Annotated in this window: 25 protein-coding genes, 1 tRNA gene and 1 other RNA gene; 19 read left to right on the plus strand and 8 right to left on the minus strand. The window is 52.9% G+C overall.

Features of this window, described 5'->3' with window-relative positions; genetic code table 11:
* The first annotated feature begins 3 nt into the window (after positions 1–3).
* The 4 genes from VN24_RS11155 (at position 4) to VN24_RS11170 (ending at position 3,279) form a co-directional block, all read left to right on the plus strand.
* The gene (locus VN24_RS11155; RefSeq protein WP_045670468.1) at positions 4–993 is read left to right on the plus strand and encodes a gluconeogenesis factor YvcK family protein; all 990 of its coding nucleotides are present in this window, start codon (positions 4–6) and stop codon (positions 991–993) included.
* A 2-nt stretch (positions 994–995) separates the two neighbouring features.
* Positions 996–1,925, plus strand: coding sequence for a DNA-binding protein WhiA (gene whiA, locus VN24_RS11160; RefSeq protein WP_045670469.1), 930 nt, complete (start codon positions 996–998; stop codon positions 1,923–1,925).
* Between the two features lie 141 nt (positions 1,926–2,066).
* Entirely contained in the window at positions 2,067–2,336 is a 270-nt protein-coding gene (locus VN24_RS11165; RefSeq protein WP_045670470.1) for an HPr family phosphocarrier protein, read from the plus strand.
* Between the two features lie 151 nt (positions 2,337–2,487).
* On the plus strand, positions 2,488–3,279 hold the full coding sequence (locus tag VN24_RS11170; RefSeq protein ID WP_052702896.1) for an SIMPL domain-containing protein: 792 nt from the start codon (positions 2,488–2,490) through the stop codon (positions 3,277–3,279).
* Between the two features lie 47 nt (positions 3,280–3,326).
* Here the strand turns inward: VN24_RS11170 and sda are convergent, their stop codons facing one another.
* Positions 3,327–3,635, minus strand: a complete 309-nt coding sequence (sda, locus tag VN24_RS28150; protein WP_045670471.1) for a sporulation histidine kinase inhibitor Sda — start codon at positions 3,633–3,635, stop codon at positions 3,327–3,329.
* A gap of 250 nt (positions 3,636–3,885) precedes the next feature.
* Positions 3,886–4,467: an ATP-dependent Clp endopeptidase proteolytic subunit ClpP gene (clpP, locus tag VN24_RS11180; RefSeq protein ID WP_045673196.1), complete on the minus strand. Its 582-nt coding sequence runs from the start codon at positions 4,465–4,467 to the stop codon at positions 3,886–3,888.
* Positions 4,468–4,614: 147 nt separating this feature from the next.
* Between clpP and VN24_RS28435 the strand changes: the two genes are divergently transcribed.
* Positions 4,615–4,740, plus strand: a complete 126-nt coding sequence (locus VN24_RS28435; RefSeq protein WP_274520431.1) for a hypothetical protein — start codon at positions 4,615–4,617, stop codon at positions 4,738–4,740.
* Positions 4,741–4,775: 35 nt separating this feature from the next.
* Here the strand turns inward: VN24_RS28435 and VN24_RS11185 are convergent.
* A tRNA-Arg gene (locus VN24_RS11185) sits at positions 4,776–4,850 on the minus strand.
* A 436-nt stretch (positions 4,851–5,286) separates the two neighbouring features.
* Between VN24_RS11185 and VN24_RS11190 the strand changes: the two genes are divergently transcribed.
* The 13 genes from VN24_RS11190 to ssrA all read left to right on the plus strand — a co-directional run bounded on the left by VN24_RS11190 (position 5,287) and on the right by ssrA (position 21,310).
* Complete coding sequence (locus tag VN24_RS11190) at positions 5,287–6,312, plus strand: sugar-binding transcriptional regulator (RefSeq protein ID WP_045670472.1); 1,026 nt, start codon at positions 5,287–5,289, stop codon at positions 6,310–6,312.
* A 135-nt stretch (positions 6,313–6,447) separates the two neighbouring features.
* Positions 6,448–7,452: a type I glyceraldehyde-3-phosphate dehydrogenase gene (gene gap / locus VN24_RS11195; RefSeq protein WP_045670473.1), complete on the plus strand. Its 1,005-nt coding sequence runs from the start codon at positions 6,448–6,450 to the stop codon at positions 7,450–7,452.
* Positions 7,453–7,639: 187 nt separating this feature from the next.
* The gene (locus VN24_RS11200) at positions 7,640–8,821 is read left to right on the plus strand and encodes a phosphoglycerate kinase (protein ID WP_045670474.1); all 1,182 of its coding nucleotides are present in this window, start codon (positions 7,640–7,642) and stop codon (positions 8,819–8,821) included.
* Positions 8,822–8,905: 84 nt separating this feature from the next.
* Positions 8,906–9,658 carry a triose-phosphate isomerase gene (tpiA, locus tag VN24_RS11205; RefSeq protein ID WP_045670475.1) on the plus strand — a complete coding sequence of 251 codons (753 nt, stop codon included), beginning with the start codon at positions 8,906–8,908 and terminating at the stop codon, positions 9,656–9,658.
* Between the two features lies 1 nt (position 9,659).
* Entirely contained in the window at positions 9,660–11,198 is a 1,539-nt protein-coding gene (gene gpmI, locus VN24_RS11210; RefSeq protein WP_045670476.1) for a 2,3-bisphosphoglycerate-independent phosphoglycerate mutase, read from the plus strand.
* Between the two features lie 177 nt (positions 11,199–11,375).
* Entirely contained in the window at positions 11,376–12,668 is a 1,293-nt protein-coding gene (gene eno, locus VN24_RS11215) for a phosphopyruvate hydratase (protein WP_045670477.1), read from the plus strand.
* A 318-nt stretch (positions 12,669–12,986) separates the two neighbouring features.
* Positions 12,987–13,751 (plus strand): sugar phosphate isomerase/epimerase family protein, encoded by a 765-nt coding sequence (locus VN24_RS11220; RefSeq protein ID WP_082084215.1) that lies wholly within the window; start codon positions 12,987–12,989, stop codon positions 13,749–13,751.
* 273 nt (positions 13,752–14,024) lie between these two features.
* The gene (gene secG, locus VN24_RS11225; protein ID WP_045670479.1) at positions 14,025–14,261 is read left to right on the plus strand and encodes a preprotein translocase subunit SecG; all 237 of its coding nucleotides are present in this window, start codon (positions 14,025–14,027) and stop codon (positions 14,259–14,261) included.
* A gap of 249 nt (positions 14,262–14,510) precedes the next feature.
* Positions 14,511–17,486 carry a ribonuclease R family protein gene (locus VN24_RS26890; RefSeq protein ID WP_045670480.1) on the plus strand — a complete coding sequence of 992 codons (2,976 nt, stop codon included), beginning with the start codon at positions 14,511–14,513 and terminating at the stop codon, positions 17,484–17,486.
* Positions 17,487–18,053: 567 nt separating this feature from the next.
* Positions 18,054–18,581, plus strand: coding sequence for a tetratricopeptide repeat protein (locus VN24_RS11235; RefSeq protein WP_202967418.1), 528 nt, complete (start codon positions 18,054–18,056; stop codon positions 18,579–18,581).
* Positions 18,582–18,814: 233 nt separating this feature from the next.
* Entirely contained in the window at positions 18,815–19,924 is a 1,110-nt protein-coding gene (locus VN24_RS11240; protein WP_238590885.1) for an AbrB family transcriptional regulator, read from the plus strand.
* Between the two features lie 181 nt (positions 19,925–20,105).
* On the plus strand, positions 20,106–20,588 hold the full coding sequence (gene smpB / locus VN24_RS11245) for an SsrA-binding protein SmpB (protein ID WP_045670483.1): 483 nt from the start codon (positions 20,106–20,108) through the stop codon (positions 20,586–20,588).
* Between the two features lie 357 nt (positions 20,589–20,945).
* Positions 20,946–21,310, plus strand: a transfer-messenger RNA (tmRNA) gene (gene ssrA, locus VN24_RS26895).
* A gap of 50 nt (positions 21,311–21,360) precedes the next feature.
* Here ssrA and VN24_RS26900 read toward each other — a convergent pair.
* Together VN24_RS26900 and VN24_RS11255 are read right to left on the minus strand one after the other, a co-directional pair.
* A complete protein-coding gene (locus VN24_RS26900) occupies positions 21,361–21,762 on the minus strand; it encodes a type II toxin-antitoxin system death-on-curing family toxin (protein ID WP_082083719.1) in 402 nt (133 codons plus the stop codon).
* Positions 21,759–22,022 carry an AbrB/MazE/SpoVT family DNA-binding domain-containing protein gene (locus tag VN24_RS11255; RefSeq protein WP_045670485.1) on the minus strand — a complete coding sequence of 88 codons (264 nt, stop codon included), beginning with the start codon at positions 22,020–22,022 and terminating at the stop codon, positions 21,759–21,761. Before VN24_RS11255 ends, VN24_RS26900 begins: the two co-directional genes overlap by 4 nt.
* 66 nt (positions 22,023–22,088) lie before the next feature.
* On the opposite strand from VN24_RS11255, the gene VN24_RS27350 reads away from it, so the two are divergent.
* Positions 22,089–22,340 (plus strand): hypothetical protein, encoded by a 252-nt coding sequence (locus VN24_RS27350; RefSeq protein WP_148505224.1) that lies wholly within the window; start codon positions 22,089–22,091, stop codon positions 22,338–22,340.
* Positions 22,341–22,388: 48 nt separating this feature from the next.
* On the opposite strand, the gene VN24_RS28155 is transcribed toward VN24_RS27350, so the two are convergent.
* Genes VN24_RS28155 through VN24_RS11265 form a run of 3 tightly spaced genes read right to left on the minus strand, consistent with a single transcriptional unit; the run spans position 22,389 to position 24,891 of the window.
* Positions 22,389–23,327 (minus strand): alpha/beta fold hydrolase, encoded by a 939-nt coding sequence (locus VN24_RS28155; protein WP_238590886.1) that lies wholly within the window; start codon positions 23,325–23,327, stop codon positions 22,389–22,391.
* On the minus strand, positions 23,327–24,208 hold the full coding sequence (locus VN24_RS28160) for an SDR family oxidoreductase (protein WP_238590887.1): 882 nt from the start codon (positions 24,206–24,208) through the stop codon (positions 23,327–23,329). Before VN24_RS28160 ends, VN24_RS28155 begins: the two co-directional genes overlap by 1 nt.
* Before the next feature lie 56 nt (positions 24,209–24,264).
* On the minus strand, positions 24,265–24,891 hold the full coding sequence (locus tag VN24_RS11265) for a TetR/AcrR family transcriptional regulator (RefSeq protein WP_238590888.1): 627 nt from the start codon (positions 24,889–24,891) through the stop codon (positions 24,265–24,267).
* Positions 24,892–24,945 lie beyond the last annotated feature (54 nt).

Below are 24,945 nucleotides of genomic sequence, written 5' to 3' on the forward strand. Positions count from 1 at the left end.
CAGATGGCCAGGGGGCAACGAAACATTCATAATCCTAAGATCGTCGTCATCGGCGGCGGAACCGGATTGTCTGTCATGCTGCGGGGACTCAAAGAGAAGCCGCTCGATATTACCGCCATTGTGACAGTGGCCGATGACGGCGGAAGCTCCGGCGTTCTGCGCAGCGAACTGCAAATTCCTCCTCCGGGCGACATCCGCAACGTGCTTATGGCACTTGCGGATGTCGAACCGCTTTTGTCGGATATGCTTCAATACCGTTTCAGCAGCGGAACCGGACTCGCCGGTCACAGTCTCGGCAATTTGATGCTCGCTGCGATGACCGACATCTCGGGCGACTTTGTAACCGGAGTGAAGCAGTTAAGCCGAGTGCTCGCCGTGCGCGGTACGGTGCTGCCTGCATCCGGGCAGGCGATCGTACTCAAGGCGGAGATGGCCGACGGCTCGATCGTGGAAGGCGAATCCGCCATTCCGCTTGCCGGACAGCCGATCAAGCGGGTATTTATCGAGCCGAGGGACGTGCAGCCGCTGGAGGATGCCTGCAGGGCGATTCAGGAGGCCGATGCGATTCTGATCGGACCCGGAAGTTTATATACAAGCATTATGCCGAATTTGCTTGTGCCGAAGCTGGCCGAGTATATTGTGCAGTCGAATGCGGTCAAAATATTCGTATGCAATGTGATGACCCAACCCGGTGAAACCGACGACTATGCGGTAAGCGACCATTTGGCCGCGGTCGAGGCGCATATCGGGCATCCGTTGTTCGATTATGTCATCGTTAATAATGGCGAGATCCCGGAACAGGTTCAGCTTAAATATGCCGAGCTTGGCGCGAGGCCCGTCCGTCTTGATCTGGATGAAGTGAGAAGCCAGGGGTATCAGGTCATCGCCGACCGGCTCGTCATGTTCCGCACCTATTTGAGGCATGACGCCGCAAGGCTCAGTCATCATATTTATCAGTTGGTGGAAAGCTGGAAAGATCGAAAGGGTGAGTAGAGGTGTCTTTTGCGGCGCAAACGAAAAAAGAGCTGACGTTGATCGAATCCGATCCCTGCTGCGAGCGGGCGGAACTGTCCGCGCTGATCCGGATGAACGGGTCCGTACATCTTTCCAGCCGGAAGGTCATTCTCGACATCTCGACGGAAAATGCCGCAATCGCCCGACGGATCTACACCTTGATCAAGAAGCTTTTTGCTGTGCATACCGAGCTGCTCGTGCGCAAAAAAATGCGTTTGAAAAAAAATAACGTTTATATTGTGCGTATTCCCGCCAAAGTTCAGGAAATACTAAGCGACCTGAGCATTGTTTCCGAAGGATTCATGTTCAAGCAGGGAATCGACAAGGAAATTATCCGCAAATCGTGCTGCAAGCGGTCATATTTGCGCGGCGCGTTTCTGGCGGGGGGATCGGTGAACAATCCGGAAGGATCGTCTTACCACCTGGAAATTGCCTGCATGTACGAGGAGCACTGCGGGGCGCTCGTCGACCTGGCCAACAAGTTCGATTTGAACGCACGTTGTATCGAACGGAAGAAAGGTTTCATTTTTTATATCAAGGAAGGCGAGAAAATTATTGAGCTGCTGAACATTATCGGCGCTCATCAGGCGCTGTTCAAGTTTGAGGACGTGCGGATCATGCGCGATATGCGCAACTCCGTCAACCGGATCGTCAACTGCGAGACGGCGAACTTGAACAAGACGATCGGGGCGGCGGTCCGGCAGATCGATAACATCAAGCTGCTGCAGAAAGAAATCGGCCTCGAGAATTTGCCGGATAAGCTCCGTGAAGTGGCGGAAATCAGATTGATGCATCCGGATATCAATTTGAAGGAAGTCGGCGAGCTGCTTAAAGGAACCGTCAGCAAGTCCGGCGTCAACCACCGGCTGCGGAAAATTGATGAAATGGCGGAAAAATTACGGGGCGGATAACGCTTTTACGCTAGTGTATCGAATGTTATAATGCTATAATAAGGATTAAAAAGGTTTATAACTTTTATTTATTAATGAAGGTCTTGGGATAATGACATCAATATCCGCAGATCGAATTTCGTAATAGGGGGTATGGATTCCATGACGAGGCTTCCCGTTGTCGTGAAATTAAAGACGGGTCTGCATGCAAGACCGGCAGCTCTTTTCGTTCAAGAGGCGAACAAGTTTTCATCCGAAATTTTTGTGGAAAAGGACGATAAGAAAGTAAACGCCAAATCCATTATGGGTATTATGAGTCTGGCGATCAGCTCGGGTACCGAGGTATACATTAGTGCGGACGGTTCGGACGCTGAACAGGCTGTAACCGCTTTAGTCAATCTGGTCAGCAAGGAAGAATTGGAGAACCAATAAGTTCCCGATCCAGGCCGGCTTCAAAAGCTCCCATAGGGGGCTTTTTTCATTTTTTCGGACAAAACTTTTTTGGCGAACGCCGAGATTAGCTGCAACATCATCCCTGTTTGACTCGTTGAAAGGGCATACGAATGGAAAGGGGATACGAATCATGAGAGGGCACGATGTTCGGGCAGGTTTCGGTTTGAACAAAAAAGCGCTGCTGCTGGCGGCGGCAATTATGGCGGCTTCCGCGTTGTTATGGGCGGGAATCGGAGGCGGCAGTCCGAAGGAGGCTTACGCATTGGGAGCGGACACCGGGACGATGCAAAATACGATTACGGTTACGGGGCAAGGAAAGGTGAAGGTCGAGCCCGACGTGGCTTACGTGCGCGCGGCCGTGAGCGTTACCGCCAAAACGGCGAAAGAGGCGCAAGCCGGTAATGCGGCGCGTTTTGCGGCGGTAAAGAAAGTGCTGTCGGGAACGTACAAGGTGAGCGACAAAGATGTCAAGACGATCGGCTTCTATGTGCACCCGCAGTATAATTATACGGAAAAAGACGGACAGGTGCTCACAGGCTACACGTCCGTCCATGAAATTGAAATTACGTACCGGAACTTATCCGGTATCGGCAATCTGCTGGATGACCTGGCGACGGCAGGCGTCAATCAAATGAACGGCGTCACGTTCGATACGGAAAAGTCGGATCTATACGGGAACCAGGCACTCGAGAAGGCGGTAGCGAATGCGCGCAGCAAAGCCGAAACGATTGCGAAGGCTTCCGGGCGCCAGTTGAAAGAAACGGTGAGCATTTCCGAGAACGGGGCGGTCAGCACGCCGATTCCGGGGCGGATGTACAGCGAAGCGGCTGCGGACAGCGCCATGAGTAAAGCGGCAACGACGGTTGAAGCCGGAGAAATTTCGGTTGAAGCGCAGCTTACGGTTGTTTACTCCATGCAGTAACAGAGAAGAAGTCGGGTCTGGCATTCCAAACGGAAAGCCGGACCCGATTATTCGTTATGGGCGGTTGCCCGCTGCATATAAGCGCTTCTCAGGTTGCGCTGCTCCAGCGTTTGCTCGATGAGCTCAATGAACTCTTCGGACAGGCGGAGCTGCTTGGCCTCTTCATATACTTCTAGCAAATGCTCGTCGTTAAGCGGCTGCAGCAGCATCGTTTTGTCAGGCATAGGCGGCAGGTCAAAGGTGACGCTGCTCTTATCGACCGGCAATTCTTTCCGGAAGGAAGCTGATCTTCTGCGGGGACGGAGCAGTCTGAAGAGATGAACGACAGACAGGATCGGATTGTACAGTCTCGGCATAAAACAGCTCAATTCCTTTCAAAATCGGGAAGGTTATCCCGTGACATTATAAGTACTATACTACCATGATATGGATGGAAGGTAAGGGGTAATTCAAACGGTTGAATTTCTCTTGACAAATGCGGGGGGGTTATGATAATGAAAGAGCGCCGCTTCCTTGGCTAGGAAGCGGCGCTCTTTATTGAAGGCAATGAAGCCGGACGGCTTCTATATGAAATCATTTGCTGCGCTGCCGGAGCAGAGAACACAATTACAGCTTTTCGATGACTTTGTCTACCAAACCGTATGCGGTTGCTTCTTCCGCGCTCATGAAATAGTCGCGGTCGGTATCCTTTTCGATCCGGCTGAGCGGCTGTCCGGTACGTTCGGACAAAATGCCGTTCAGTTTGTCGCGCATTTTCAAAATGCGGCGGGCTCTGATCTCGATGTCGGTTGCTTGACCTTCCGCACCGCCGAGCGGCTGATGAATCATCACTTCGCTGTTTGGCAGCGCGTAACGCTTGCCTTTCGCCCCTGCGGCGAGAAGGAAGGCGCCCATAGAAGCCGCCATGCCGACGCAGATGGTGGATACGTCCGGTTTAATGAACTGCATCGTGTCGAAGATGGCCATGCCTGCCGTAATGGAGCCGCCAGGACTGTTAATATAAATGGAAATGTCCTTCTCGGGATCGTCGGCAGCCAGGAACAGCAGCTGAGCAATAATCGAGTTGGCGACGACATCGTTCACTCCGGTTCCGAGGAAAATAATCCGGTCTTTAAGCAGCCGGGAGTAAATATCATAGGCACGTTCACCCCGGTTGTTCTGTTCGATAACCATAGGTACAAAATTCATGTCCAAGTGAGTCCCTCCTTCAAACATTCATAAGTTCTAAACCGCTTATTAATCATACCCCATTGCCAATCAAAAGTCAAAGATAGTCAAACATCCGGTTTTCGTTCTCTTTTCCGGCTGATGAACGACCAAGTCCGGCGGTTCCAAATGCCTGCGGAAGCAGCGCCTTCCGTTGCAGCCGCGCTTGCGGGTAAAGAGCGAAGCAAATGCCCGTTAGAGGCGGCGCTCCCCCATATGGACGCAAAAAAAGCCGGCTGGGCAGCCGGCTGTTGATGTAGATGTTATATGAAAATCATAATTGAAAATAATGGCGCGCCCGCGAGGGATCGAACCTCGATCTCAGGCTCCGGAGGCCTACGTCATATCCATTGGACCACGGGCGCATGAAAAGCGTAACGAAATATATCTTATAACAATTGAGCGCGAAAAGCAAGAGACGATGCTAAAATAATTTTTCTTCTTTTTGGCATCCTAAACAACTGGCGAAAGCAACTCCGATTCGCTTTGGGCAACTGTGCATGCAAAGCGGCCGCAGGGCTGAACGTCCTGAAGATCCGGTAAATGGAAAGCGGAAACTAGGTCCTACGTACGACTTGAAACCGGTTTCATTCGGGCTTCTCACATTTTATTGTAAAAAGTGTTTGAAAAAAGAAGATTGGGGTAAAACCTTACTTGCGATGTTGTTTCCTTTGAGATACAATAGACGTGGGACTTAAATTGAATGGCCGGGACGTAAAGTGTCCAGTTAACTCAAAGCGGCATGCGGCCCATCGAATTGGCACCCATGTACGCACGGTCATTTGGAGTGAATATGGAAAGATGCGCGACATCATCGAACTGCAAAGGCAGCTAGTGCCGGATGTGCTGGATGTGATGAAGACGCGGTATAAGATCCTTCATCAGGTGATGCTATCCGACCGGATCGGACGGCGTACGCTGGCGGCATCGCTCTCGATGACGGAGCGGGTGCTCCGGGCCGAGACCGACTATTTAAAGAGCCAAGGCTTTCTGAGCATGAACGTTTCGGGCATGAGCCTCAGCGAAAGCGGACGGCGCCTGCTTGAAGAGCTGGAGCCGGTGTTCCACCATTTGTTCGGTCTGTCGGAGCTTGAAGAAAAGATTCGCCGGCGTTACGGATTGCAGAAAGTGATGATCGTTCCGGGTGATTCCGATTCTTCTCCCCGCACGAAGCGCGAGCTGGGAAGAATGGGCGCGAGCGCTCTGCTGCAGGCGATGGGAACGGACGACGTCGTTGCCGTAACAGGCGGAACGACGCTGGCGGAAGTCGCCTCTGCGATGTCAAGTCCGGTGCCGCTCAAAGGGAACTTGTTTGTGCCGGCAAGAGGGGGTCTCGGGGAGAGCCTGGATTATCAAGCCAGCACGATTGCTTCCACGATGGCGAAACGGACAGGCGCCCAGTACCGGATGCTGCATGTGCCGGATCACTTGAGCCGAGAAGCATATGAGAGCCTGATGCAGGAGCCGAATGTGAAAGAAATTGTCGAGGTTGTCCGCAGCGCCCGAATCGTGCTGCACGGCATCGGGGATGCGATGACGATGGCGCGCCGCCGCAAAGTCGAAAGCAGCGTCGTCGGGGAGTTGCTTGAGGAAGGGGCTCTTGCGGAAGCGTTCGGTTATTATTTCGACCGTAACGGGGCGGTTGTTCACAAGATGCAGACGGCGGGACTGCGGCTCGAGGATATTATGCAGACCGAGATGGTGATCGCCATTGCAGGCGGACAAAGCAAGGGCGAAGCGATCGCTGCGGTCATGCGCTTCGGACATGACGACGTGCTCGTCACCGACGAGGCGGCAGCGCTGGAAATCGCGGCGATCTCGGAATAAGCGGGCTTCATTAAGGCGATAATGAAGCTGGCTGCAACTTGGGTCTTAACGGTTCTAGGCCGGCTTATGCCGCGCCGACGAAACGTTTTGAAATAAATAGTTTTGTATAATTCAAATTTAGGAGGCAGATCAACAATGGTTAAAGTAGGTATTAACGGTTTTGGACGTATCGGCCGCAACGTATTCCGTGCAGCTCTGAACAACCCGAATGTGCAAGTGGTAGCGGTAAACGACCTGACGGACACGAAAACGCTGGCACATCTGCTTAAATATGACACGACTCACGGCAAACTCGACGCTACCGTCGAAGCTCAAGAAGGCGCGCTGATCGTAAACGGCCGCGAAATCAAAGTTTTTGCAGAACGCAACCCGGAGAACCTGCCTTGGGGCGCAAACGGCGTTGAAATCGTCGTTGAGTCTACAGGTATCTTCACGGCGAAAGAAAAAGCCGAGCTTCACCTGAAAGGCGGCGCGAAAAAAGTTATCATCTCCGCACCGGCTACGAACGAAGACATCACGATCGTAATGGGCGTTAACGAAGACAAATACGATGCTGCTTCCCACACCGTTATCTCCAATGCATCTTGTACGACGAACTGTCTGGCTCCTTTTGCAAAAGTTATCAACGACAAATTCGGCATCGTTAAAGGCATGATGACGACGATCCACTCGTACACGAACGACCAATCCGTTCTTGACCTGCCTCACAAAGATCTGCGCCGCGCACGCGCTGCTGCAGAAAACATCATTCCTTCTTCGACGGGCGCAGCGAAAGCCGTTTCCCTCGTTCTGCCTGAGCTGAAAGGCAAACTGAACGGTATGGCAATGCGCGTTCCGACGAAAAACGTATCCGTAACCGACCTCGTTGCCGAACTGAAAGTAAACGTAACGGTTGACGAAGTGAACGCAGCTTTGAAAGAAGCCGCTAACGGACCGCTGAAAGGCATCCTGAACTTCTCCGAAGAGCCGCTCGTATCGAGCGACTACAACGGCGACCCGGCTTCCTCCACGATCGACGCCCTCTCCACGATGGTTGTCGAAGGCAACATGGTGAAAGTCGTTTCCTGGTACGACAACGAGTGGGGCTACTCCAACCGCGTTGTTGACCTTGCCGCTTACATCGCAAGCAAAGGTCTGTAAGAATCGAGTGCCGGCAATGGCCGGCGCAATAGCATAGCATGACACAGTTAAAGAGGAGAGGCTCATATACCGTCTCCTCTTTAACTCCTTTTTGACCAAATTATGCTGCGTTTGCGGTCTTGTTTAAGAGCTTGAAGCTTCGTAACTCTTAAACAATATCGCAACCGTGAGGAGAGCGAGGCAGATCATGAACAAGAAAAGTGTGCGTGACGTAGAAGTAGCCGGCAAACGCGTATTCGTGCGCGTCGATTTCAACGTGCCGCTGGAAAATGGCAGCATTACCGACGATACCCGTATCCGCGAGACGCTTCCGACCATCAAGTATCTGATCGATAACGGCGCGAAAGTCATTCTCGCCAGCCATCTCGGACGTCCGAAAGGTGAGGTTGTCGAGGAGCTGCGCCTGACTCCGGTAGCGGCGCGCCTGTCCGAGCTGCTCGGCAAGCAAGTCGCGAAAGCCGACGCCGCAGTTGGCGACGAAGTCAAAGCGCAGGCTGAAGCGCTGCAAAACGGCGACGTGCTGCTGCTTGAGAATGTCCGTTTCTACCCGGGCGAAGAAAGCAACGATGCCGAGCTTGCCAAATCGTTCGCTTCGCTGGCCGATCTGTACGTCAACGACGCTTTCGGCGCTGCGCACCGCGCGCACGCTTCGACCGAAGGGATCGCCCACTACCTGCCGGCCGTATCCGGCCTGTTGATGGAGAAAGAGCTGGACGTGCTCGGCAAAGCGCTGAACAACCCGGAACGTCCGTTCACCGCCATCGTCGGCGGCTCCAAAGTAAAAGACAAAATCGACGTCATCAACAAAATGATCGAAATCGCCGACAACATCCTGATCGGCGGAGGTCTTTCCTATACGTTCTACAAAGCGCAGGGCTATGAAATCGGCCAATCGCTCGTCGACAATTCCAAGCTTGATCTTGCGCTGGAATTTATCGAGAAAGCGAAGAAGCTCGGCAAAAACTTCCTGATCCCGGTTGACGTTGTTATCTCCGACGACTTCAGCGCCAGCGCCAACACGAAAATCGTTGATGTTGACGGCATTCCGGCCGACTGGGAAGGCATCGATATCGGACCGAAAACGCGCGAGCTGTACGCCAACGTCATCAAGGATTCCAAGCTGGTCGTTTGGAACGGACCGATGGGCGTATTTGAAATCGAACCGTTCTCGCACGGTACCCGCGCGGTCGCGCAAGCTTGTGCGGAAACGTCCGCTTACACCGTTATCGGCGGCGGCGACTCCGCTGCAGCGGCTGAGAAATTCGGACTCGCGGACAAAATGAATCACATTTCTACCGGCGGCGGCGCGTCGCTTGAATTTATGGAAGGCAAAGCGCTCCCGGGCGTCGTTGCTCTGAACGATAAATAATGAATTCCCAGGGCCCTTGGCGAAGGCGGACAGATCGTGCATCTTGCCGCTTTCGCTTACACGGTCGCGGGATGAGGAGGAACCATGAGAAAACCGATTATCGCAGGGAACTGGAAAATGTTCAAAACGGTCTCCGAAGCCGTATCGTTCTTCTCCGAAGTGAAAGGTGCTGCGGAGGTTGACGGCGTAGAGAGCGTTATTTGCGCGCCTTACACGACGCTGCCGGCGCTTGTGGAAGCGGCCAAAGGCACGAGCATCGCGATCGGCGCCCAGAACCTTCACTTCGAAGACAACGGCGCGTTCACAGGCGAAATTTCCGGCGTTATGCTGAGCGATCTTGGCGTGAAGTATGTCATCGTCGGCCACTCCGAGCGCCGCGCTTATTTTGCGGAAACCGACGAAATCGTCGGAAAGAAAGTCCATGCGGCATTCAAGCACGGCCTGACGCCGATCCTTTGCGTCGGCGAGAAGCTGGAAGAGCGCGAAGCGGGCGAAACGAAGAACGTATGCAAGGTGCAGACCGAAGCGGCGTTCCAAGGGCTGTCCGCCGAGCAGGCTGCCCAGGTTGTCATCGCGTATGAGCCGATCTGGGCGATCGGAACGGGCAAATCTTCCACATCCGAAGATGCGGAAGACGTGATCGCCTACATCCGCGAAGTTGTTAAAGGTTTGTACGATGCTTCGGTGGCCGATGCGGTCCGCATTCAATACGGCGGCAGCGTGAAGCCGAACAACGTGCGCGAATATTTGAGCCAAAGCAACATCGACGGCGCGCTTGTAGGAGGAGCGAGCCTCGAGCCGGCGTCCTACATTTCGTTGGTCGAGGGGGCAAAGTAAGATGACGGCACCTAAACCGGTTGCTCTGATCATAATGGACGGTTTCGGTCTGCGCAAAGACGTGGTGGGCAACGCGGTTGCCCAAGCGAATAAGCCGAATTACGACCGTTATCTGGCACAATATCCGAATACGACGCTTACCGCCTGCGGTGAAGCGGTCGGACTCCCGGAAGGGCAAATGGGCAACTCCGAAGTCGGCCATCTGAACATCGGCGCCGGCCGGATCGTGTACCAGGACCTGACCCGGATTACGAAATCGATTCGCGAAGGCGATTTTTTCGACAATGAAACGCTGCTTGGCGCCGTCCGTCACGCGAAGGTAAACGGCAAGAAGCTTCACTTGTACGGTCTGCTGTCCGACGGGGGCGTTCACAGCCATATCGGGCATCTGTTCGCGCTGCTGGAGCTGGCGAAGAAGGAAGAGCTGAGCGACGTTTATATTCACGCATTCCTCGACGGCCGCGACGTTGCGCCCGACAGCGCAGTCGGCTACCTGGAGCAGCTGCTGGCGAAGATCGAAGAAGTCGGCGTCGGCCAAATCGCGACCGTTCAAGGCCGCTACTATGCGATGGACCGCGACAAGCGCTGGGAGCGCGTCGAGAAATCGTACCGGGCTATGGTGTACGGCGAAGGACCGCAGTATACCGACCCGATTCTGGCTGTGAAGGAATCGTACGAGAAGTCGGTCATGGACGAATTCGTTATGCCGACGGTCATCGTGGGCGCTGACGGCAAGCCGGTATCGCTGGTGGAATCGGAAGACGCGGTTATTTTCTTCAACTTCCGTCCCGACCGTGCGATCCAGCTGTCGCAGGTGTTCACGAACGAGGACTTCCGCGGCTTCGACCGCGGACCGAAAGTTCCGAAAAATCTCTATTTTGTCTGCCTGACGCTGTTCAGCGAGACGGTAGGCGGATTTGTCGCTTACTCGCCGAAGAACCTCGACAACACGCTCGGCGAGGTGCTCGTGCAGAACGGCAAAAAGCAGCTGCGCATCGCCGAGACGGAGAAATACCCGCACGTGACGTTTTTCTTCAGCGGCGGCCGCGATAAGGAGCTTCCGGGCGAAACGCGCGTACTGATCAACTCGCCGAAGGTTGCCACGTACGACCTGAAGCCGGAAATGAGCGCTTACGAGGTTGCGGAGGCTGCCGTGCGCGAGATCGAATCCGATAAGCATGACGCCATCATTCTCAACTTCGCGAACCCTGATATGGTCGGCCACTCCGGCATGCTGGAGCCGACGATCAAAGCGGTGGAAGCGACCGACGAATGCGTGGGCAAAGTCGTGGAAGCGGTGCTGGCCAAAGGCGGCGTCTGCCTCATTACGGCCGACCACGGCAACGCGGATATGGTATTCGACGAGCAGGGCCGTCCGCATACGGCGCATACGACGAACCCGGTTCCGTTCATCGTGACGAAAGAAGGCTTGACGCTGCGCGAAGGCGGCATTCTGGCCGACATCGCACCGACCATTCTCGACCTGATGGGCCTTGCGAAGCCGGCTGAGATGACGGGGACTTCGATCATCAAGCGGTAAGATGAGCTGAGAAATGTGGCCGCTGCGCGAAGTAGTGAAAAAGATGCCGCTGCGCGGCTGGTTTGGGTCTCATGTTAAGGAAGCGTGAATGGCTCGTCCCGGGCTCCGGGATTTGCTATACTGATGAAGAAACAAGAATGAACGACTAAATATAACTGACAGGAGTGTTTGAGAATTATGTCTATTATTGTTGACGTTTACGCACGCGAAGTACTTGACTCCCGCGGTAACCCGACTGTTGAGGTGGAAGTAACGCTGGAATCCGGCGGCAAAGGCCGTGCAATCGTTCCTTCCGGCGCATCGACCGGCGCTTACGAAGCCGTTGAGCTTCGCGACGGCGACAAAAGCCGTTACCTCGGCAAAGGCGTTCTGAAAGCAGTTGACAACGTCAACACGCTGATCGCACCGGAAATTATCGGCCTGGACGCGCTGGATCAAGTGCTGATCGACCGCAAAATGATCGAAATCGACGGAACGCCGAACAAAGGCAAGCTGGGCGCAAACGCGATTTTGGCTGTATCGATGGCGGTTGCCCGCGCTGCTGCAGACGCGCTGGACGTATCCCTTTACACATACCTGGGCGGCTTCAACGCCAAAACGCTGCCGGTTCCGATGATGAACATCGTCAATGGCGGCGAGCATGCCGACAACAACATCGACGTGCAGGAGTTCATGGTTCTGCCGGTTGGCGCAGAAAGCTTCAAAGAAGCGCTCCGCATCGGCGCTGAAATTTTCCACAACCTGAAATCCGTTCTGAAGGACAAAGGCCTGAACACCGCTGTCGGCGACGAAGGCGGATTTGCTCCGAACCTGTCCTCCAACGAAGAAGCGATCACGACGATCATCTCCGCTATCGAGCGTGCAGGCTTCAAGCCGGGCGTTGACGTATTCCTCGGCATGGACGTTGCGTCCACCGAGTTCTACAAAGACGGCAAATATACGCTTGCAGGCGAAGGCAAATCGTTCACGTCCGCTGAATTCGTTGACCTGCTCGCTTCCTGGGTAGAAAAATACCCGATCATCACGATCGAAGACGGCTGCTCCGAAGACGACTGGGAAGGTTGGAAGCTGCTGACCGACCGTCTGGGCGGTAAAGTTCAGCTCGTAGGCGACGACCTGTTCGTAACGAACACCGAGCGTCTGTCCGACGGTATCGAGAAAGGCGTAGGCAACTCGATCCTCGTTAAAGTTAACCAAATCGGTTCGCTCACCGAAACGTTCGACGCGATCGAAATGGCGAAACGCGCCGGCTACACGGCTGTTATCTCCCACCGTTCCGGCGAGAGCGAAGACAGCACGATTGCCGACATCGCCGTTGCAACGAACGCCGGCCAAATCAAAACCGGTGCTCCGTCCCGTACCGACCGCGTTGCGAAATACAACCAGCTGCTCCGCATCGAAGACCAGCTCGGTTCGACGGCTCAATATGCCGGCAAATCGGCGTTCTACAACCTCAAAAATTTCAAGTAAGCAGCGTCTGCGCGCTATAGGCGCAGCCTGCCGAATCGGTAAAACCGGCGTTCCCTTGTCAGGGGGGCGCCGGTTTTTTGCGTGCAAGTTACCATTATGGGTCAGCCAAAGCTCTGACACAACTCAGCTGAAGCGCTGACAAACAATGACAACATACTGCCAAAATTACAAACAAACGGCGCAAAAATCGGCATAGGCACTTTATTTTTTACAGCGTTATACTAAGAAGGCAATGCAACTGTATGTATACATACCCGATAACGGGTAGATGATGCCATGCACGATGCAGGCGACAAAAACGAACAGGTGGTGTTTCATTTGGCTAAACCTCAAGTGGGCATACAATTGTACACGCTCCGCGATCAAACGGAAAAAGATTTCCTCGGTACAATCCGCAACTTGGCGGAGATGGGATATTCGCTCGTCGAGTTCGCCGGTTATTTTGACACGAGCTCCAAGGTGCTGAAGCAGACGCTGGAAGATTGCGGTTTGAAAGCGCCTTCGGCTCATGTCGGACTTAATTTCGACGAACCGGATAAACTCGAATCGGATTTGAAGCGGCAGATCGAATACGCTCTGGAAATCGGGCTGGAATACATCATTACGCCTTGGGCGCCGCTGCCGGAAGCGCCTGCGCTGGAAGACGTGCAGAAGCTGGCATCGATTTTGGAAAGCAGCGGGAAGCTGGTTACGGAATCGGGCTTGAAATACGGCTATCATAATCATGATTTCGAATTTAAGCTTGTGGATGGAAAGCCGGTCATCGACCACCTGCTGGAGCTCGTTCCGGCGGAGCTGATGATCGCCGAATTTGACCTCGGCTGGGTTCACATGGGCGGACAGCGCCCGGTCGACTATGTGAAGCGTTACGCGGGCCGCGTTCCGCTCGCGCACTGCAAAGATTTCGGCAACGGCCGCCGCGATACGGAAGTCGGCAGCGGAGTCGTCGATTTCAAGAGCGTGTTTGAAGTCGCCGAAGAGGCGGGCATCCAATATTTTATTGTGGAGCAGGAAGAGTTTCAGTCGTCCTCGCTGGAGAGCGCGAAACAAAGTCTGGCTTACTTGCGCAGCCAAGGGTATTAGGTGATAAAGAAGGTTGGTCCGGCTTCGGGCCAGCCTTTTTTCCGCTATTGTGTTCGCCATAGGCGTATGATACAATAATATTGCTGTTTCCAGCTCTCTTGCTGTTTTACGGCGGTTTTGCTGATGCAAAACTTCTTCGCTCGCAAGAATGAATGGTTTTGCATACGCAAAACTTTAGAGGACGGATTGAGCCGGCTTAAGCCGGATGGAATGCCCGAATAATTACAATGCTGGTTTTGCCGGACTTCGGTAAAACTTTAGGAGGATGCATCGATGGTTGTCGCATTTAAGATTTTGCTCGTTATTTTTTCAATCGGACTGATTGCGGTCGTTCTGCTGCAAAAAGGCAAAAGCGCGGGGCTGGCCGGAGCGATCTCCGGAGGCGCGGAGCATTTGTTCGGCAAGCAGAAAGCACGCGGTCTGGACTTGTTCCTGCAGCGTTTGACGATCGGGCTGGCAGTCGGATTTTTCGTGCTGGCGCTTGTGGTGGCATATCTGGTAAAAGGTTAATTCGTTATAGGTGCGCGAAAGCGGGGGCTGGCCCCCGCTTTTTATTTTAGCCTCATAAGGTGGAAAATGTTTCTTGCGCCGCTTCATACGCCGGCTTTTACGAACGGATTTTGCATTGCGGCGATTGGATGGATAGAAATTCGTGTATACTACATGGTAGATGAGAGCCGTTTGCCGTAAGGCCCGGAAGGAAAGCTGCAAATCAGCTGAAAGGGCGCGGCAGAAGCGGCGCAAGAGGTGAGAGGGATCATGATAACAGAGCAAAATTTGCTTGATTTTATGCGGGAAACCGCTTATAAACCGATGACGTACCAGGAGCTGGAGCAGCATTTTACGTTTGAGGACGCTTCGGAATTCAAGACGTTTCTGCAGATGCTGAACCAGCTGGAGGAAGAGGGAAAAATTTTGCGCTCCCGCACGGAGCGCTACGGGGTGCCGGAGCGGATGAATCTGCTGCGCGGCCGCATTCAGGCACATGCGAAAGGGTTCGCCTTTTTGCTGCCGGATGAGAAGGACCACCCCGACGTCTATATCCATGCCAACGATTTGAAAAGCGCGATGAACGGCGATACGGTGCTCGTGCGCGTCACGTCGCAAAGCGAAGGCGGCGGCCGGATGGAGGGCGAAGTGGTGCGCGTCGTCCAGCGTGCCGTCACGCAGGTGGTGGGCACGTTCGAGAACCATGAAGCGTTCGGTTTTGTGATGCCGGATGACAAACGGATCAACCGCGATCTTTTTATCCCGAAGGAAGGATTTATGGGGGCGGTGACGGGGCAGAAGGTTGTCGCCCGCATCGTTGCATACCCGGAAGGCCGTTCAGCCGCGCAGGGCGAAATCATTGAAATTATCGGTCATAAGGATGACCCGGGCGTCGATATTTTGTCCATTATCCGCAAGCATCAGCTGCCGGAAGGATTTCCGGATGACGTGATGGCCGAGGCGGAGGCGGCGCCGGATTCCATTTCCGAAGAGGAAATCGTGCAGCAGGGACGGCGCGATCTGCGCGGCAAGACGATCGTCACAATCGACGGCGAAGATGCGAAGGACCTTGACGACGCGGTTAACGTGGAGCGTCTGGAGAACGGCAACTATTTGCTCGGCGTCCACATCGCCGATGTCGGTTATTACGTGCGCGAAAATTCGGCTCTCGATCAAGAGGCGTTCCGGCGCGGAACGAGCGTTTACCTCGTAGACCGCGTCATTCCGATGCTGCCGCACCGGCTGTCCAACGGCATCTGCTCGCTCAATCCGCAGGTGGACCGGCTGACGCTGTCGTGCGAAATGGAGTTTGACCCGAATACGCTGAAGCGCGTCCGGCATGACGTGTTTACGAGCGTTATTAAGACGGCGGAGCGGATGACGTACGCCAATGTGCGCAAAATATTGGAGGAGGACGAGCCGGAAGCGCCAGTATCCTCCGAAAGTGCCGCCCCGGTCGGTGAAGAGGGGGCAGGCTCCCGCGCAGCGGGTGTGAAGCTTCGTACGAGCGAAGAGGACCTTGATAATCTGATCGCCTGGGACGAACAGTGGCAGAGCGGCTATGACCCGGAAGCGGAGCGCGAGCGTGAGCTGGAGAAGCAGCGGCAGCGCCAGGAAAGACGGGAAGAGAAAGCGCGCCTGCTCGAGCGTTACGCCACGCTCGTTCCGACGTTCAAGCTGATGGAAGAGCTGGCGATGAAGCTGCGGCGTAACCGGATGAAACGCGGCGCGATCGATTTTGACTTCCAGGAATCCAAAATCGTCGTCGACGAGCAGGGCAAAGCGGTCGGGATCGTGAAGCGCGAGCGCTCGATCGCCGAGCAGATTATTGAGGAGTTCATGCTGGCGGCGAACGAAACGGTGGCGGAGCATTTTCACTGGCTAAGGGTTCCGTTCCTGTACCGGATTCACGAAAACCCGGATTCCGAGAAGCTGCTTCATTTCCTGCAGTTTGCGGCCAACTTCGGCTATGTCGTGAAAGGGAAAGGCAACTCCGTCCATCCGCGCGCGCTGCAGACGCTGCTGGAGGAAATTCGCGGCACGAAGGAAGAGACGGTTATTTCGACGATGATGCTGCGGTCGATGAAGCAGGCGAAATACGATGCGGAAAGCCTGGGCCACTTCGGGCTGGCTGCGGAGTTTTACAGCCACTTTACGTCACCGATCCGCCGTTATCCCGACCTTGTGATCCACCGCGTCATCCGCGAGGTGCTTGAGGGCGGCGGGGCGCTGTCGGAACGGCGGCAGGAAGCGCTGCAGGCGCGGATGCCGGACATCGCGCAGCACTCCTCGGAGCGCGAGCGGGTGGCGGTGGACGCCGAGCGCGATACGGAGCAGCTTAAGAAGTGCGAGTACATGCTGGATAAGGTCGGCGAGGAATTCAGCGGCATGATCAGCAGCGTCACCAGCTTCGGCATCTTCGTGGAGCTGGAAAATACGGTCGAAGGCTTGATCCGCTTAAGCGATCTGAACGACGACTATTACCATTTCAGCGAGCAGCATATGGTGCTGATCGGCGAGCGGACGTCGAAGGTGTACCGGATCGGCGACGAGGTAAAAATCCGCGTCGCGCGGGTGAACATGGACGACCATACGATCGATTTCGAGATGGTCGATACGAAGCCGCGCAGCGGCTACAAGGGCGTCGCGGACGCCGGCTTCGGCGGCGCGCGCAGCAAGAGCGGGCGCGGCGGCTACGGCCGCGCCGGACGCGAAGGCGCCGGGCGCAGCGGCGCCGGCGCAGCGGTGGGCCGCCGCGGCGCAGCCGGCGGCCGCGCTGCGGGAGCTCCCGCTGGCGCAGGCGGGCGCGGCGCGAAGCGCAAGGGCGGCGCCGCCGGAAGCGCGGCGGCGCAGCCGCAGCGCGAGGGCCGCGGGCCCGGCCGCGCGGGCGCAGGCGGGCGCGGCGGCAACGACCAGCGCGGCGGGCAAACCGCCGGCGGCGAAGCGAAGGGCCGGCGCGGCGAAGGCGTGCGCACGGACATGTGGGGACTGCCCGTCCGCCAAAGCCGCAGCGGCGGCGGTTCGTGGAGCAGCGCCGATGAGGGCCACGAGGGCGGAAATGCGGGAGGAGAAGGGCCGAACCGTGAAAATCCGTGGTATTCCGTCCCGGCCCGAAGCGCGCGCAAAAAAACGTCCGACTCCGGCATTTTCAACGGCGAAGGCGGCTCCAGGCGCGGTGGTGGTGGCGGCAAAAAGAAAAAAGGCGGCAATTCAACCGCCGCATTCGTCCGCAAGAAGCGGAAGTAACAGGGCTGGCCGCCCAATAAAGCAAAGGCTTTAAGCAAACGAACCGGTCACAAGGGGCTGTCCTTGACCGGTTCGTTTGCTTTTTGGACAACCTGCTGCTTCTTCTTAAGCAATTAATTATGGGCAAGGGAAAGCACCTGACTTCAGGCCTCGCCTGCGGTATGCCTTGAAAATAGGAAACGAAGGAATCCCCTGAATCCCTACATCCCGGAAGACCGAAAACTCGCAACCCCGCAACCCCGCAACCCCGCAACCCCGCAACCCCGCAACCCCGCAACCCCCCGGAACCCTGGTTATTGAATTTCTTACGGACCTGACAGACGCTATTTGTAGGAAATGAAACATTCTAAAAATGTAACGAAACCCAGGATCGCTATTCACTCAAAGAGACCGTATTTTGTCATTATATTTTCGGAATAAGGACTCTGGGGTTCGTTACTTCAGAGATATGCACATTTTACGGCTTATAACGACGCTGAGGTTCGTAAGCATTAGACGGATCTGCTTAAAAGAAGCTTAAAGGGTAACTATATTTCATGATATTCTATCCATATGAAATCAATTTTTATGGATCGGAGGAGAATGATGATGGGCGAAACGTATAACGAAGAGTGGGAACGGCGGGTATCGGAATTGTGGGACTCGTTCGATAATTACAGTGAGAAACAGTTTTTGGCCAAGATGGAGGAGCTTGCAGCTGAACTTCCAGCAGACAGCGCGGTGGCGGCGTTCGAACGTGCGTCATCGTTTGACTCGACCGGCCATTCCGACCTGGCGGTGCCGTTGTATCGGCAGGCACTTGAGCTGGGGCTTAATGAGGACCGCCGACGTCAGGCCGTAATCCAGCTGGCCAGCTCGCTAAGAAACATCGGCCAGGCATTAGAGAGCGTCGCGCTACTTACGGCTGAGCAAAATGCAGGTTCAGATGATCTGGATGACGCGGTGAGTGCTTTTCTCGCGCTTGCTCTCGTTGATACGGGGCGTGAACGCGAAGCGGTATCGCTCGCTTTGACGGCGTTATCTCGCCATTTGACCCGATATCAGCGGTCGCTGGCTAACTACGCCCAAGAGCTCATAGACGGCCCTTCCTCTTGAGCCGGCTTGTGAATCAATAAGCGGCGTTTCTGACCAAAAAGGTCGACTGCCGACATGCAACGCCACAGCATGCTGCTAGGAGTTGCATCTCTATCCGTTAAGCGGGCAGTCAATGAATAGATCTTAAAGAGACATTAATGGTTGACAGAATCTTTTTCACGTATCAGTATTTAAGTAGTGAAGTATTGTTGTGCGTTTAGCAATTATTCCTGAAAGAAAGCTGGATGAAAAGCATGACTGTCGCAAGACCGCTTCGTATTCTGATGACGTGCCTCATTTCGCTGGCCGGAGGCTTGCTGTTCACCTCGATTCATATACCGGTCCCGTGGCTGCTTGGGCCGATGATCGCCGTTTTGATCGCGTCCAGGTTTTTGAACGTCGCCAAGGTGCCGCTTTATTGGCCCTCGTATATCCGCAATGCGGGCATTATGATCGTCGGGTATTCGATCGGTCTTGCCTTCACCCGGCAGGCGCTCGTCCAGATCGTTCACCAGCTGCCATCCATGCTCCTGATGGCGCTGCTGCTGATGCTTCTGTGCGTCCTGATCGCCTATATCGCTTCCCGGTTATCGGGGATCGATTTTCCGACGATGATGACCGGCTGCGTGCCGGGCGGTCTCTCCCAGATGATTACGCTCGCCGAAGAGATAAGGGGCGTTAATATGACGGTCGTGACGTTTATGCAGGTGACGCGGCTGATGATGATCGTTATCATCGTGCCGCTGCTCGTATTCAGTCCGATGTTTGCAAGCAGTCCGCCCGGCTTGAGCGCGTCGGAAGCGCTGGAAACGATTCAGGCTAACGTGACGCCGCTTTTCCCGAACATTGTTCCGTTTGCCGTCGTTTGCATGCTTTTTACCTTCTTAGGTCATAAAATCAAGTTTCCGACCGTCTTCCTGCTCGGTCCGCTGCTCGGCACGGCGCTTTTGGGCCAGTCGGGCCTTCAGGGACCTGCCATGCCGTCCTTTGTGCTGAATGCCGCCCAGTTTATGGTCGGCAGCTATGTCGGTCTGCTGCTCAGGCCCGAGAAGCTGCAGCGCAAAACGCTCACGATCACGGTGGCGCTTGCCAGCAGCCTCGTGCTGCTTGTGGGCGCATACGGCTTAAGCGTGCTGCTGACCCGCATCCATGCGCTCACGCCGATCACCGGTTTTCTCAGCATGGCGCCCGGAGGGATGGACCAGATGGGCATTATTGCGCATGAAGTGAACGCCGATCTGTCGATTGTGTCCGCGTATCAGCTGTTCCGCACGTTCTTTATTTTTTTCCTGGTGCCGTCTCTGCTCCGAATGTTGTTCCGCTTCCTTGCCGGCCGGGCTGCAGCCGCTGCGCATCGAAGTTGAACCCTCGCCATCTGGGGATTGCTCTAAACGATTGCGTTCGCTGGACGCACAAAACGGTTAAAACAATTATATACAAGTCTCGGCAGCGAAAGCCGCTTGTTTCATACCGCCGGATTTGCTACAATAAAAACCTGGCCGTCATGGCTGCAAACCTCGTTAAACTGCCGAAGGAGTGATTGAGATGGGCAAGAAAAGCCAGTTTGACAAGCCGCTCGCCCAGAACAAAAAAGCTTCTCACGACTATTTTATCGAGGAAACGTACGAAGCGGGCATTGTTCTGATGGGAACGGAAATTAAGTCAATCCGGAGAGGAAAAGCGAACCTGAGCGATTCGTTCGCGACGATCCGGAACGGTGAGATGTTTCTGCACAACATGCACGTCAGCCCGTTCGAGCAGGGCAACCGCCATAACCCGACCGATCCGACGCGCGCGCGCAAGCTGCTGCTTCACAAGTCGCAGATCAACAAGCTGCTCGGGCAATCGAAGCAGGAAGGTTATTCGATCGTACCGCTTAAAGTATACGTGAAGAACGGCTATGCGAAAGTATTGATCGGGCTCGGCAAAGGGAAAAAGCAATACGACAAACGCGATACGGCGGCGAAACGCGACGCTCAGCGCGATATCCAGCGTGCTTTGCGCGAGAAGCAGAAGGTGGCGCGGTAACTGCGGCGGTCATCGCCATTTTTGCCAAAGCGGACTAATCGTACCAGCAATCGACAGCGCATTTTCGGCTCGAAAATGGTATACTGTTAGTACAGTCGTCGTTATGACAGCGGCTGACAGCAAGGTTTAAGCAGCGAGGTTTAAGCAGCGAGGTTCAACCAGCCTTGTTTCAAGGTAAGTTTTTTGCAACTGTGTTTGAATGACCCGGTTTTTTCCCGAACCGGCCGCCGCAAGGCAGGACGTTTCCCGATCAAGCGCGACATTCAGGCGCTACCTTTTAGACGGACAGTTCCGGCTTTATGATGTGATGCCGGAAGCCTTTTTATACAAAAGGATTGCTGTTTACGTCGCATACACGGGGGCGTTTATGGATTCGACGGGGGTAGTTCGAGCATGGGTTGCGGGTAGTGGGGACGCGTCCGCTTCATCAACGCTAAAGCCTATTAAATGGCAAACAACAACCAACCTACGCTGTAGCAGCTTAATAACCTGTTCGCGTGCTCTCGCTCTGTATCGCCCATGTACCGGGATGAGGGCCCAACTTTAGTGGGATACGCTGTCACATCTCCGCCTGGGGTGTGCTGAAGAAGACAATCAGGCTGACCTAGATCGAAGCCGGTTACGGGGCGTCGGCCTAGGTGACATCAAAACTGTGACTACACCCGTAGAAGCCTGTGTGCCGTTATCTTCGGACAGGGGTTCAACTCCCCTCGCCTCCACCATCATGAAAGCCGACCGCATGAGGTCGGCTTTTTTGCATATTGTTTTATGGCTAATTTATGCTGATACAATGATTTTGAATAACAGAAGCGAGTTCCCGAAAGTTATATTTATGATTAACCATATCTACCGTAAAATTCTCGGCTTTCTTTGTATCCATCTTAAAGTGCAAGCCATTGTAACGTAGAAATATGACAAGTGCTGTAAAAGCAGTGCGTTTATTTGCGTTATGAAAAGGATGATTTTGCCCCAATGATTCAAACAAGGCTGCAGCTTTCTCGAATATGGTCGGGTAAGCATCTTCTCCAAAAGCGGAGGATCGTGGTCGAAGCATTGCTGATTCAAGTAACCCAGGATCTTTAACTCCGATATGTTCACCTTGGCTATAGCGTTGAATCATAGCAACATTAATGGCTATGACTTCTTGTACGGATAAATAACGAGTTGATGTCATCTGTCTTTAAGGCCTTGTAATGTTTGATCGTATTCATTAATGACGTCCGACAAAGAATCCATAAAGTCCTTACTAATCCCACTAGGCAATGATACTTTCGTAGATTTCCTAATAATGATTTCTCCAGTGGACTGGTTTACTTCAATGCTGACTATATCTCCTTGATCTAGTCCAATTTGTTTTAAAGCATCAGTCATTGTTAATCCTAAACTGTTACCGAACTTTGTCACTTTTCGTTCCATATCAACCATCCTATTCATCATAAGTCCTCCTTTTCATTTTATTCAACTGTTATAACAATTATACATCTTCTGGTTTTGTATTCAATGAAAATAAGGATTGAACTTATCAGCAATGACTATTTACCGGCAGTGGCTTCTTTTGATAATGATTGCAATGAGGTTCCTTTTTACAAAGAAAACAAAGAAAACAAACAAATTAAACTCTGTTTTAGAAGAGCATACATCGGCCTAGGTGACATCAAAACTGTGACTACACCCGTAGAAGCCTGTGTGCCGTTATCTTCGGACAGGGGTTCAACTCCCCTCGCCTCCACCTTGAAAAACCCGACCGCATGAGGTCGGGTTTTTGCTATGTCTTTTTACCGATGCAGGATGCTCGCCAGACTATTCAATCCATTTTTGAATCCATTGTGCCGTTATTTCCGGGTGTGAAATGGGAAATTGATGCCCAAACGGCAACAAAGTTATGTGATCGCGCTCCAATAAATTCGGAATGGAATAATCACGATCTTGATCTCCCCAAAGTACGTGTAACTGATTCGGATCTAACCGGTCAAGATTCAATTGAAACGAATTTGGTTTAGAAAGAGCGGACATGACCTCGGCAGTTGATGCCCGAACCCGGGGAGAACGCAAATCCTCCATAACATAGTCTAAATAATGATCGGGGACTTCATGCTCGTTAATAAAACTCCCGGTTGACAACAGCTTTTTTTTGAACATGGATTTATTCATTAGCGATAAAAAGGCCTTTGTTAAGAAGGAAGATCGATAGGAGAAACGTGCCGGATGCAAGACGGGCTGCAATAAAATTAACTGTTGAATCCGCTCTTGTATTTTCTCCATTGCTTGTGAAGCGATCAAACCGCCAAAAGAATGTCCGACTAATATAACGGGTGATTGAAAGCTTAGAATGAAATCAACAACGGAATTTATGTATCCGTCAATCGTGTCAGGACTGTGGTGATAAGGAGACCGGCCAAACCCAGGCAGATCGACAAGCCAAATAGGAAAGGGCTGCAAGGAGTTTGCGAGTGGGATCAAGCAATCCGACCCGCTAAATGTACCGTGGAGAATAATGATCGGAATTCCGCGGCCTTCCCTTTCCAGTGCAGTTAAGTTTCCAACCCTACGGTAACTGAAATGATCGTAAGCAGCCCGCCCCCTATGAGACAAGCGATAGTCCAAGTCCGATATTACAAAAGGTAAGGTGGATTTTCGCAGCGATAAATTCAGATTATTTTTATTTGCGATATCTTCTTTAGACATCGTGGGGAATTCATTCTTTACGATAAATTCCATGGATTCGCTCGGTATTTTCATTAATTTTCCAAATCCCGATCGAAGCAAGCTTTTAATAGATTTAGAGGAACCGAGCCGGTGGGCGCTTTAACGCGGACTTCTTTTGCGATCATGGCAACCAGATCTTTCATGTTAGGGCTGCTGATCTTCTCGTCCAGTAAAAAATAAGATTTGCTCTCCGGCTGCTCCTCCTCGACTAAGGCAGAAACCAAAGAAGCTACATGATCCACGTGAACCATTGGAAGCCAATATTTTTTCCCCCCGGGGACCGAGGGCATTAAATGTCTTCTCACTGAATCCACCAAAATACTTAGACCCCCGAGCTGCTCGGTACTCCCCGTTAAGGAATCTCCTATTACGACCGCCGGGTTGACGACAGACAGAGGTATTCCTAGAGAATGCAGGGTATGGCGAATGTACATATCCGCTTTAAATTTCATTTTTTCGTAGGGCGGAGACTTTTCAAGAAGAACTTCAATCTTTTTATCCGAAAAATTGTGCTCGTTATAAGGGCTCATAAACCCGACAATGTGTATGAAATGCTTCAAGCCTTTTGTCTGTTGGATGGTTTGGGCAACCGCAGCGATTTCCTTGGAAGCTTGAAGAAATACTTGCTCCGCCGTTTGTTGATCCAGTTCGATATTCATGGGGCCTCCGGCATGAATGATGATATCTGCATCCAAAACTTGCTGCAGGCTATTACCGTCTAATCCCAAGTTCGGTTTGGCAAGATCGCCCAAAACGGGGATTATATTTTGATGTTCACAGGGCTCTAACTGTTTCATCAAATTGTGAAATTTGTTCATGGAACGCACAAGAACCATGATACGATGACGTTTATTGACAGCACTTACGATGTTTTTTCCGATAAAACCGGTTCCGCCAGTCAAGAAAATATTCATGATCAAAATCGCTCCTCCACTTTACTACTAACTAGTACTAATTTAGGGTAAAAAAATTACTTTAGCAAAAATGCTAAAGAAGTAAAGACGTCATTCAACAATTGAGGCTTGTTTGTGGCTTTGGCCAGGAAAAGTCCGCCTTCGATCGAAGAGATGATCAAGCTTGCTGTCTGTTTAACAGGCGTTTGTTCCGGTATTTGTTTTTTTTGAATGGCGTCGGCTAACAACTTTTCAAGTGAGTCGGTTTGATGCTCGAAGAAGAGCCTTACCTTCTTTTGAACTTCGATCGAGTCATTTGAAACTTGCGTATAGAAGGTAAGAAAAGGACATCCTCCAAGATAATCTTTCTGCATATTATCTGCTACAAAGATCTGCAAGAGACTTCCCAGTTTGTCGATCACGGATAAGTCCGCTCGGGAAAGGACGGAATCAATTTGTTCCTGGTAATGAAGGATGAACTGATCGATAATATGAAGCAACAGTTCCTCCTTGCTTTTGAAGTGGTAGTAAATGTTTGTTTTTGAAACTTTAGAATTGTCGACGACATCGTCCATACTTGTGAGCTGATAACCTTTTGTTAAAAATAAATGTGCGGCAGCTTGAAGTACGGTATCACGGTTTGATTTTCGATTTCTTTGTTTTTCCATATTAGTACTATACAGTACTAGTTTGTTGGCTGTCAAGTAAGGAGCGAAATCCCAACAGGTGACATCAAAACCGTGACTACACCCGTAGAA

The organism is Paenibacillus beijingensis (assembly GCF_000961095.1).
Lineage (GTDB): Bacteria > Bacillota > Bacilli > Paenibacillales > Paenibacillaceae > Paenibacillus_O > Paenibacillus_O beijingensis.

Excerpts from the sequence above, each read along its gene's own strand:
- VN24_RS11155 (WP_045670468.1), top strand. The coding sequence starts at position 4 with ATGGCCAGGGGGCAACGAAACATTCATAATCCTAAGATCGTCGTCATC.
- VN24_RS11165 (WP_045670470.1), top strand. The coding sequence starts at position 2,067 with ATGACGAGGCTTCCCGTTGTCGTGAAATTAAAGACGGGTCTGCATGCA.
- VN24_RS11170 (WP_052702896.1), top strand. The coding sequence starts at position 2,488 with ATGAGAGGGCACGATGTTCGGGCAGGTTTCGGTTTGAACAAAAAAGCG.
- sda (WP_045670471.1), bottom strand. The coding sequence starts at position 3,635 with ATGCCGAGACTGTACAATCCGATCCTGTCTGTCGTTCATCTCTTCAGA.
- clpP (WP_045673196.1), bottom strand. The coding sequence starts at position 4,467 with ATGAATTTTGTACCTATGGTTATCGAACAGAACAACCGGGGTGAACGT.
- VN24_RS28435 (WP_274520431.1), top strand. The coding sequence starts at position 4,615 with ATGCCTGCGGAAGCAGCGCCTTCCGTTGCAGCCGCGCTTGCGGGTAAA.
- VN24_RS11190 (WP_045670472.1), top strand. The coding sequence starts at position 5,287 with ATGCGCGACATCATCGAACTGCAAAGGCAGCTAGTGCCGGATGTGCTG.
- gap (WP_045670473.1), top strand. The coding sequence starts at position 6,448 with ATGGTTAAAGTAGGTATTAACGGTTTTGGACGTATCGGCCGCAACGTA.
- VN24_RS11200 (WP_045670474.1), top strand. The coding sequence starts at position 7,640 with ATGAACAAGAAAAGTGTGCGTGACGTAGAAGTAGCCGGCAAACGCGTA.
- tpiA (WP_045670475.1), top strand. The coding sequence starts at position 8,906 with ATGAGAAAACCGATTATCGCAGGGAACTGGAAAATGTTCAAAACGGTC.
- gpmI (WP_045670476.1), top strand. The coding sequence starts at position 9,660 with ATGACGGCACCTAAACCGGTTGCTCTGATCATAATGGACGGTTTCGGT.
- eno (WP_045670477.1), top strand. The coding sequence starts at position 11,376 with ATGTCTATTATTGTTGACGTTTACGCACGCGAAGTACTTGACTCCCGC.
- secG (WP_045670479.1), top strand. The coding sequence starts at position 14,025 with ATGGTTGTCGCATTTAAGATTTTGCTCGTTATTTTTTCAATCGGACTG.
- VN24_RS26890 (WP_045670480.1), top strand. The coding sequence starts at position 14,511 with ATGATAACAGAGCAAAATTTGCTTGATTTTATGCGGGAAACCGCTTAT.
- VN24_RS11235 (WP_202967418.1), top strand. The coding sequence starts at position 18,054 with ATGGATCGGAGGAGAATGATGATGGGCGAAACGTATAACGAAGAGTGG.
- VN24_RS11240 (WP_238590885.1), top strand. The coding sequence starts at position 18,815 with ATGACTGTCGCAAGACCGCTTCGTATTCTGATGACGTGCCTCATTTCG.
- smpB (WP_045670483.1), top strand. The coding sequence starts at position 20,106 with ATGGGCAAGAAAAGCCAGTTTGACAAGCCGCTCGCCCAGAACAAAAAA.
- VN24_RS26900 (WP_082083719.1), bottom strand. The coding sequence starts at position 21,762 with ATGACATCAACTCGTTATTTATCCGTACAAGAAGTCATAGCCATTAAT.
- VN24_RS11255 (WP_045670485.1), bottom strand. The coding sequence starts at position 22,022 with ATGAATAGGATGGTTGATATGGAACGAAAAGTGACAAAGTTCGGTAAC.
- VN24_RS27350 (WP_148505224.1), top strand. The coding sequence starts at position 22,089 with ATGAAAATAAGGATTGAACTTATCAGCAATGACTATTTACCGGCAGTG.
- VN24_RS28155 (WP_238590886.1), bottom strand. The coding sequence starts at position 23,327 with ATGAAAATACCGAGCGAATCCATGGAATTTATCGTAAAGAATGAATTC.
- VN24_RS28160 (WP_238590887.1), bottom strand. The coding sequence starts at position 24,208 with ATGAATATTTTCTTGACTGGCGGAACCGGTTTTATCGGAAAAAACATC.